1 pseudogene is annotated in these 352 nt (G+C 74.7%); it reads left to right on the forward strand.

Annotated features, from left to right (window positions below):
• Positions 1–352 (forward strand): annotated as a pseudogene (locus tag ACLZOT_RS50740) (hydroxymethylbilane synthase); the annotation flags it as partial.

Genomic DNA, 352 nt, shown 5'->3' on the forward strand with positions numbered 1-352 from the left:
CTGTCCCAGATCGGCGGCAAGGCCGTCTGGGTACGCGAGCTGGACCGGGCGCTTGCCACCGCACGCGTCGATGTCACCGTCTCGTGCGCCAAGGACCTCCCCGGCCCCCACGAGCGCGGCACCGACACCACGATCGGCGCCGTCCTGCCCCGCGAAGACGCCCGGGACGCCCTCGTCCTCCCGGCAGGCAGACCCCCGACCACCCTGGACGACCTCCCACCCGGAAGCGTCATCGGCACCAGCGCTCCGCGCCGCATCGCCCAGCTCCGCGCCCGCTACCCCCGCCTCACCATCCAACCGGTCCGCGGCAACCTGCTCCCCCGTCTCACCCGCCTCGACGCCGGCGAAGCCG

The sequence above is a fragment of the Streptomyces sp. 4F14 genome (genome assembly GCF_048159485.1).
Taxonomy (GTDB): domain Bacteria; phylum Actinomycetota; class Actinomycetes; order Streptomycetales; family Streptomycetaceae; genus Streptomyces.